General features: G+C 38.9%; 5 protein-coding genes. 3 read left to right on the top strand and 2 right to left on the bottom strand.

Features of this window, described 5'->3' with window-relative positions; all coding sequences use genetic code 11:
* Window positions 1–239 precede the first annotated feature (239 nt).
* From HMPREF9078_RS02780 to xerD, 3 genes are all read left to right on the top strand, one after another.
* A complete protein-coding gene (locus tag HMPREF9078_RS02780) occupies window positions 240–785 on the top strand; it encodes a DUF1599 domain-containing protein (protein WP_009419216.1) in 546 nt (181 codons plus the stop codon).
* A 12-nt stretch (window positions 786–797) separates the two neighbouring features.
* The gene (locus tag HMPREF9078_RS02785; protein ID WP_009419217.1) at window positions 798–1,880 is read left to right on the top strand and encodes a BT_3928 family protein; all 1,083 of its coding nucleotides are present in this window, start codon (window positions 798–800) and stop codon (window positions 1,878–1,880) included.
* Between the two features lie 69 nt (window positions 1,881–1,949).
* Entirely contained in the window at window positions 1,950–2,861 is a 912-nt protein-coding gene (gene xerD / locus HMPREF9078_RS02790) for a site-specific tyrosine recombinase XerD (RefSeq protein ID WP_002673589.1), read from the top strand.
* 62 nt (window positions 2,862–2,923) lie between these two features.
* Here the strand turns inward: xerD and HMPREF9078_RS02795 are convergent, their stop codons facing one another.
* Window positions 2,924–3,301: a PUR family DNA/RNA-binding protein gene (locus HMPREF9078_RS02795; RefSeq protein WP_009410371.1), complete on the bottom strand. Its 378-nt coding sequence runs from the start codon at window positions 3,299–3,301 to the stop codon at window positions 2,924–2,926.
* Window positions 3,302–3,582: 281 nt separating this feature from the next.
* On the bottom strand, window positions 3,583–7,101 hold the full coding sequence (locus HMPREF9078_RS02800; RefSeq protein ID WP_009419218.1) for an efflux RND transporter permease subunit: 3,519 nt from the start codon (window positions 7,099–7,101) through the stop codon (window positions 3,583–3,585).
* Window positions 7,102–7,348 lie beyond the last annotated feature (247 nt).

A 7,348-nucleotide genomic window follows, 5' to 3' on the forward strand; every position in this document is an offset into this window, starting at 1 on the left:
TATAAGCTAACCCCACCCTCCTAATAGCCTTTTTTCACCAAAACACCTCTCTTCCTTCTTCCGAATTCCTCCGTTTCCTTCCGAACTCCTCAACCCTCCACATTTGCTAATTTTCTCATTTCCTAATTTGCTAATTCCCCCTGCCAGTGCCGCTCGCACCTCATTTGCTAATTTCCAAATTTGTCCATTTGCTAATTACTTCGTACCTTTGCACTTTCATTACCTGTCACCTAATTAAAATGAACACTCTTAAACAATATAACACCGTTATTGAACAATGCCGTACGCTCTTTATCAACAAGATGAAAGACTATGGCTGTGCCTGGCGTATCTTGCGCCTCCCTTCTCTTACTGACCAGATTCTCATCAAAGCACAACGCATTCGAGGGCTACAAGAGAATACCGAGCACAAAATCGATGAAGACGAGACAGCCGAGTTTATAGGCATCATCAACTATGCCCTAATGGCTCTTATTCAAATAGATAAAGGAGTAGCTACCCAGCCCGACCTTAGTCTCGAAGAGGCAACGGCACTATACGACGCCAAAGTTGCCGAAGCACGCTCCCTTATGGAAGCTAAAAACCACGATTATGGCGAGGTGTGGCGCGAAATGCGGGTGAGCTCTCTTACCGACCTTATCCTGCAAAAGCTCTTGCGTGTAAAACAAATTGAAGATAATAAAGGAAAAACATTAGTTAGTGAAGGCATTGATGCTAATTATCAAGATATGATAAACTATGCAGTGTTTGCTCTCATACATTTAAACAATCAACATAACAACTAAATAACAACTTATATGAAATATCTTATCCAGCTTTGTCGCATATTATTAGGCGTTACTTTTATCATCAGTGGAATGATAAAACTCAATGACCCTATGGGCTTTTCATTTAAATTGGAAGACTATTTTGCTCCCGATGTACTCAATATGCCTTTTTTAGTACCATACACTTTAACTTTTGCCATTTTGGTATGTATTTTCGAAGTAGTTTTGGGGGTAACCTTATTGGTAGGCTATAAAAAGAAGCTCACTTTGTGGCTTTTGCTGGCTATGTTAGTATTCTTCGGCTTCCTCACCTTCTATTCAGCTTATTTTCACAAAGTAACTGATTGTGGTTGCTTTGGTGATGCTATCAAATTTACACCTTGGCAGTCGTTTACCAAAGATATGGTACTATTAGTTTTAGCTCTCATCGTCTTTTGGGGGCAAAAATATGTACAACCCATTACCAAAGGCAATTTACCTTTATTAATTACAGTACTCTCTGTGCTTTTCTGCATAAGCTTTGTATATTACGTCTACAATCACTTACCCATAAAAGATTTTCGTCCATATAAGATAGGAACAAATATCCCCAAAGGTATGGAATTACCGCCCAATGCCGTTACTTATTATTGGACTTTCAAAGTAAACGGCAAAGAAAAAGTGATTGTAACTAAAGATGCAAGTTTCCCAAAAGTAGATGGTGAATATGTAAGCTCTACCTCTACTACCGAATTGCCTCCTATACACGATTTCTATATTCAGGATAAAGATAGAGAAACAGACTATTTGCCACAATTTATGGCAGAAGAAAAGCTCTTGATGGTAGTTTCTTATCGTCTCGACCTTGCTAACCAAGAGGCTTTTAAGGCAATCAAAACAGTAACCGATAAAGCTCTTAAAAACGGATATACCGTGATAGGTCTTACCTCACAAATGGAGAAAGCTCCTTATATTGTAAAGAAATACGAACTCAATTTCAACTTTTATTATAACGATGCTACTACCCTCAAAACAATGATACGTTCTAATCCTGGACTTATAGTGCTTTCCAAGGGTACTATCATCGATAAAAAGCATTATAACGACAGCGAAAAATTATCAATTGATAAATAACACACCTTTTACTCACATTTCCAGCTATCGCTGGTTTTACCTTTTATCTCTTATCTTTTACCTAAAAACGTGTGGCGTAAAGTAAATACCGATTATCAGAATTATTTGCGATTACAACGTGGCTTATCGCAGAATACTGTTGTGTCTTATGGCTTAGATATTGAGAAACTCATAGGGTATTTGGAAAAATACAATATCACTGAACCCCCCGATACTATTCAAGTAGATACCTTGCGCCAGTTCGTATACGAAGTCTCCAAAGAACTCAACGCACGTTCACAAGCACGACTCATATCGGCTTTAAAGAGTTTTTTTAAGTTTATGATTTCTGAGAAAGGACGTGAAGACTTCCCTATGAGCCTTATCGACAGCCCTAAAATAGGTGTAAAACTCCCCGATACACTTTCCTTAAAAGAAATAGATGCTATGCTCGCCTCCATAGACCTCAGCACCGATGAGGGGCATCGTAATAAAGCTATTATAGAAACGCTTTACGGTTGTGGGTTGCGAGTGTCGGAATTGGTCTCTCTTCGTCTATCCGACTTGTTTTTCGAAGAAGATTTCATTAGAGTAATGGGGAAGGGTAGCAAACAGCGCTTAGTGCCTATTGAAAGTTATACGCAGAAACAAATTAACAATTATATCAATAACCAGCGCAAACAATTAAAGATAGCAAAAGGTCACGAAGATTACGTCTTCCTAAACAGAAGAGGGAAACAACTTACTCGCGCAATGATATTTACTATTGTAAGACAAGTAGCTGAAAACATAGGATTACAGAAGACCATTAGCCCACATACTTTCAGACATTCTTTTGCGACACACCTATTGGAGAACGGTGCGAATCTGCGTGCCATACAGATGATGTTAGGTCACGAGAATATTACTACCACAGAAATATACGTACACGTAGAGAAGTCATATTTGAGGGAAGCTTTGGTGAAATACCACCCACGCCATAAGATGAGTTTTACTCAATAGCCTATTACGTCATCACTCTATTACAAACAGATGAGTGAAGTTTTACCTTATTAGTTTTTTAACTATAGGTCTTCAAAATCAAGGTCTTTGTAAACACCATTACTATTGCTTACGCCTTCCAACCGTTCATTGTAATAGTTCTTTTTAAAGTCTTTTTGATGACGTTCAGAAATTACCTCCTCTCCTTTTTCATCAAAAACATAGTTAGTCATTTCGTTTAAAATATCTTTAAACATTTCAAAATCCTCTTTATACAGATAGATTTTGTGTTTTTTGTAGTGAAATGAGCCATCATCGTGAGTAAACTTCTTACTTTCAGTAATAGTCAAGTAATAATCATTAGCGCGCGTTGCTCTCACATCAAAAAAATAGGTGCGTCTGCCTGCTCTTAGAACTTTTGAGAATATCTCCTCATTGTCTAATATTTCTTTTTCTTCCATCGTTATATATGTATTTTTAAATCACTCTGTCGGCAAAAGTCTTCATTTTTTATAGCAAGTGCAAATATTTATAGTATGAATTTTACTTTATTTCCTTATTTTAGTATAATTTTAAGGTTTCACACTTGAAAAAGACTACTAACCATAATTTTATCAAAAGAATATCGCTTAAAAATTACCAATTAACTTCACCAATACCTTCTCCTTCATCTTAGCTTCGCTTTACCTTCGTCTTAGGTTCAAATAAGCCTTTTCTTTCAGCCTAATTAGGCACTATTTCCTTATCCTATTACGACCTCTCTCCCTTCAACTACTATTTCAAAATCTCCCTCTGGACGCTCTTTTACGTATTGTATTTTGCGGATTTTAGTGAGGTAACTATGCTGTGCAATGGTGCGCTTTTCGTCTTCGACGATAACGGATACTATTTCACGCTCAGGATAAGTGAGCAATAGCAAGAAATCTAACTGACCATAATCATCGGCGATATGCAAAATACGGGCTTTTTCGGGTAGTGAATGCACGAGTTCGTGATAGTGTTCGCGATGTTGCTTATAATCTTCTTTTACAGCGCGCACTACGTAATTTTCCTTGTATAAATAGTTTAAAAACAGTTTCTTCTTTAGGTAATCTACTCCTTCCAATCGTTTGCGCAAAGCGAGGAATTGCTGGCGGTAGAAAGCGCCTATCTGTTTGGCTCGTTCGCGTGGAGTGTTGCCAAAACGCTCATCGTTAGGAGCTATGGGTTCACCTACTACTACCGTAATAGCACCATCATAAACAATTATATCGCCTTTGGGTTGCACTTCCGAACAACCGTGAATATACACAGGTACAAGAGGCGTTTGGAAATGTTCGGCTATTAGGAAAGCACCTTTGTGAAAACGATGTATTTGGTTGGTATTAGAGCGTTTTCCCTCTGGGAAAATCATTACTGAAATACCGTTCTTCAAGTTCTTTTCGAATAAGGACATTCCTTTTTCTATACCTTCAGAAGCAGGAAAGAAACCCATTGCCTGCACATAACGTCCAAATACTACCGAGTTATACACCCAATCATTTACCATATAACTGATGCGATGTGTGAAGAGCCCTATGGCTAAGGTATCGAGCCACGAGGTATGATTGGAAATTACAACTGAAGGAGTTGTAAGTTGTATATGGCGTGGGTTCTCTACCTTTTTGCGCACAAAAGGATTGGCATAGAGTACCGAAGAGGTAAGCCAAGTAGCTAAATGCCTGAGCCACATAGTGTGTTTAGGAGTTATTTTAGCAAGTAGCCAACCTATATTGGAGAGAATAATAGACGATAATCCGTAATAGGTAATTAGCAGTATGGATTGCACTAAAAGACGCAAACTCACCGGAGAACGTCCTCTATCTGGACGACGGAAGATAAAAAACTTAAATATAGTAGGGTAAAACACAAAAGTCATTGCCAAAGCAGTAAAAATACCTATCACTGATACCGATGCAATTGACTTTAAGGCGGGGTGTTTGGCAAAAATAAGCGTACCGATAGCCAAAAAGGTAGTAATAGACGCCAAAAGTACTGACACTTTGTACACAGGAAGTTCATTTTTACCATCGGTATAGTCTTTTTGTAGCGCACAAGTCATAAAAATACTAAAATCTACCGAATGTCCTAATACCAAAGTACAGACAATCATACTAAACACATTGAACTCTATGCCAAAAAAGTTCATTAAAGCAGATGTAACTATCCCTGTAACACCAATAGGGATAAGGGTGAGTAACACCAATTCTACACGCCTAAAAAACAAGAGCAGTATGAGGAAAATAGCAATAGATGAATAGTTTACTAACAGCAATATATCGTCTTTGAGTTTGCCTAAGAACGTTTCACTTAGGTTCTTACGGTCGATAACAACAGTAGGCGTGTGTTTTTCTACTGAATGAATAAAAGGGTCACGCTCGGCAACAGTGAGTTTTACGAGATTGGCAATAGTATAAAAGCCTTCTTTTTCGGTGATAAAATCTTCTAACGGAATGGCTGAAAGGGCTTTATAAGCATCAAGGTCTTTTATCACTTCAAAATCAGTTGCTATACTTTGATAGAAAGGTGCGTAGGTTTCTTCTTTAAAACCGACCTCATTTCCTTTTCCTATGAGTTGTTGTTTTAGAAATTGCTGTCTTTCGGCATTCCAAAAATCTTTCCATCGTTGTAAACGCGCTTCTTGTTCCTTTTTAGGCAATACAATCCCCCCGATAGAACTGAATTGTTTGATACTATCGTGTGCTTTATAACTTTGCAACTGCTGATATAGTGTATAATTGCGCTCTAAGGCTTCCTCTAAAGAGTTGCCATAAGCAGCAGCGTAAAGTGATTTGTATTCACTATCGGTGATGTTCTCTAATTGATGTTCAGCTGCCTTATAACGTTCGTTTATATAGTTGATATTGGCAATATCGCCATTGAAACGGACATTATGAAAAGTAAAACAACTCACCACTATCAGCAGTAAGCAAGCCCCTACTACCCACTTGTTGTGATGAAATGGATAAGCACCTATGCGGTCTAAAAAGGTTTTGCGCACCTCGATATTACGATTGCCACGGTAGAAATGAGGCACGAGTACCAACGATAATATGGCTGATACCATTATACCCACGAAAGCAAATATTCCTAAATCTTGCATCACCTCAGAATGCACAAAGAGCAAGCAGAGAAATGAAATAGCGGTAGTGATACTGCTGAGCAAGATAGGCACAGTTACAGCACGGTACAACTCGGCGGTGTTTTTAGCTACCTTGTAATGTGTGAGGATATGCAGTGAATAATCAATTGTAACTCCTAAGAGTACCGCTCCTAAACTGATAGAAATTGCCGAAATACTGCCTTTGAGTACATAAAGTGTTGCCAAAGCGGAGAGCACCCCAAAAGCAGAAGGGATAAAAGCGATAAATGGAATATAGACACTTCGATAAAAGAAGACAAGCAACAAATAAAGTGCTGATAGTGAAATGAGTACCGTAGTAAGGATATCGGTTTTGATTTGGGAGGCGTTGCTCACCGAGATAAAGGGGGCCCCAAAGAAATCTACACGCACTTTTCCTTGATACTGGGCGTTGAGATGGTCTTGCAACTCGTCTAACCCTGCGACGAAAGCGGCATTGTGTTCGCTATCGTTGCCATCGTACTTAGGGTTGATAAAGAAGAGTATATGTTGCTCGTCGTTAGTAGTGAGGAAACCATTGGCAATCTTAAAATCGTTGCCTGTATTGAGCTCTTGAAGTTTGCGCAAACCGCGAAAAGTGAGACCAAAGGGGTCTTTACGGATAAACTGTTGTGCCACCATACCCGCAGGAGTGAGCATCGTTTTGTACTGACTCTCCACCATTGATTTGAGACTATCGGGGGCTAAACGGCGTTCTAAATAAGCGTAATCTTCATCGTTTAGAAAAAGAGGTAGGTGGTCGTTTACAAACTGCCAAGTCTCATCGATTTCTTCTTCGTTTATAATCCCCTGAATACTTTTGATATACTTCGTCATAGAAGCATTGAGTGTATCGTGTAGGGTTTCGGCAACTGCCTGTATATCGGTGAGTGTCCCACCTTGTTCAGCCGTTACTATTACCGAGATTTTATCGGCGAAATTGAGTTGCTTAAGTACCTTGGAAGTAAGGTTCGTCTTGTCGTTTTGAGGGAGTACTTTGGTGATATCCTCTTCAAATCGCAACTGACTCAAACCATAAATAGCAATGAGCGCCCAAGCGGTGAAGAATGAGAAAGTTGTGAGTTTATGAGTGGTGATATATTGGTAAATTCTGTTTAACATCTGCGTTTATTTATCGGACAAAAGTATAGAATAATTAGCAAATAGACAAATTTGGAAATGAGGTGCGAGCCGCACAGGCAGTGTGAGCCACACGGGCAGGGAAAAAATTAGCAAATTAGGAAATGAGAAAATTAGCAAATGTGGAGGGTTGAGGAGTTCGAAAGATAACGGAGAAGAACGGAAGGAGGTTGAGAGAAATTTTGGTGAGAAAATGCTTTTAGGAGGGTGGGGGTAGCTTATAGAGAGC

Source organism: Capnocytophaga sp. oral taxon 380 str. F0488 (assembly GCF_000318255.2).
Taxonomy (GTDB): Bacteria; Bacteroidota; Bacteroidia; order Flavobacteriales; family Flavobacteriaceae; genus Capnocytophaga; species Capnocytophaga ochracea.

What these genes read in the sequence shown, in the direction of transcription:
- HMPREF9078_RS02780 (WP_009419216.1), top strand. Translation starts at nt 240, where the DNA reads ATGAACACTCTTAAACAATATAACACCGTTATTGAACAATGCCGTACG.
- HMPREF9078_RS02785 (WP_009419217.1), top strand. Translation starts at nt 798, where the DNA reads ATGAAATATCTTATCCAGCTTTGTCGCATATTATTAGGCGTTACTTTT.
- HMPREF9078_RS02795 (WP_009410371.1), bottom strand. Translation starts at nt 3,301, where the DNA reads ATGGAAGAAAAAGAAATATTAGACAATGAGGAGATATTCTCAAAAGTT.
- HMPREF9078_RS02800 (WP_009419218.1), bottom strand. Translation starts at nt 7,101, where the DNA reads ATGTTAAACAGAATTTACCAATATATCACCACTCATAAACTCACAACT.